We start from the raw sequence: 1508 nt of genomic DNA, 5'->3' as shown, positions 1-1508 counted from the left end.
TTGATCGGCATATCGATATCCATAAAGACAATATCAAACGTCGTCTCTCGACATGTTTCAACCGCTTCATCTCCATTCGAAACGGCCACAACAGAGATTCCATACTCTTTTAGAAGCAATTTGATCAAACGCTGATTAATAAGATTATCTTCAACAACCAAAGCACTCACACCACGCTGAATTTGGGGAGCAGTTACCGGAGCAGGCTGCGGAATATTTAATACTTTTGAGAGATGTTCCAACAACGAAGTCGGCAACAAAGGCTTGGAGAGCGCTATATCAACGACATGAAGCATTTTAGCCTGTAGATGTTCATTCTGTTCAAGCAAGAGAACTGTTTTGCATGAGCGTTTGAGTGATGAAAGAGTTATGGCCCAATCACTTCTTTCTTGTGAAGCAATCAAATAGACCACTTCCGCATCATTAAAAATCGTATCCTCTATGATTTGAGTTTTTGTTACGCTAACTCCAAAACTTCGGAGATAGTTGGTTAAATGGTTGGCATCTTCAACCCTTTTTTCATCAATGAGGACTACTTTCACACTACGTCCGTTGATCATGGTCATAGCATGATCGGATGAACCCTCTAAGGTCAATGCAAAACTGAAAGAGGAACCTTTCCCCTCATCACTCGTAATTTTGAGTTCTCCTCCCATCAAAGAGATTAACCCATGCGAAAGGCTGAGCCCGACACCCAGACGGTTATCGGCATGATCACCCGATACAAAAGGGCGTGTGATGTTGCTGAGTTCCGATTTACTAATCCCTTTTCCGGTATCTTTAACCGTAAATCCTATATTGCACGTTCCCGACGTATTACGTTTAAGTAGTTTAATTTCAACGGTTATACGACCGCCGCTCTGGGTAAATTTGAGCGCATTGTTGTAGAGATTGTTTATCACTTGTTTGATTTTACGGACATCACCGGTGATATAAGTAGGAAGTTTCGGATCTATAAAAAATAAAACCCCGACCCCTTTATCCATCGCAATGGATATACTTCCTCGAGCCAACTCTTCCATTTCGGCGACAATATTAAATTCGCTTTTACTCACATTTAAACGACCGTTTTGCATCTGTGCCAAATCAAGAAGATTTTCAATATTTGACATCAAATTTCGTGCTGAACCTTGTACAGAGTGGATATATTCGAGCTGAGTCTCATTGGGTGAGGTTTTTGAGAGGAGCTCGACAAACCCTAAAATACCGTTCATCGGAGTACGAAACTCATGTCCGATATTCGCTAAAAACTTACTTTTCAGCTGTTCGACTTTCACCACTTCAGCTTGAAGATCGACCAGTTTGCTTTGGTCTTCAAGACGGAGTAAATAGAGATCCTCTCCCCCTTCTTGTATCAACGTAGAAGTTGCCAACATCGTATGCATTTTTCCGGAGGGATCGAGTATTCCCAAACCGTAACCGTTCGGGCAATGGGTTCGGATATAGTCCAACCAGCTTTTGTCATACTCGGTAAAGACCTCTTCGTCTTCATGATCAAAAAGTTCGCG

General features: G+C 41.9%; 1 protein-coding gene. It reads right to left on the bottom strand.

From position 1 onward, the window contains the following. Nucleotides 1–1508, bottom strand: a 1508-nt coding sequence (locus tag A2517_RS05590) for an ATP-binding protein (protein ID WP_294894974.1), incomplete at both ends; no start/stop codon positions are given.

Origin of the sequence: Sulfuricurvum sp. RIFOXYD12_FULL_44_77, assembly GCF_001830725.1 — a bacterium.
In the GTDB taxonomy this organism is placed as follows: domain Bacteria; phylum Campylobacterota; class Campylobacteria; order Campylobacterales; family Sulfurimonadaceae; genus Sulfuricurvum; species Sulfuricurvum kujiense_A.
This window is presented reverse-complemented; position numbering and strand designations above follow the sequence as displayed.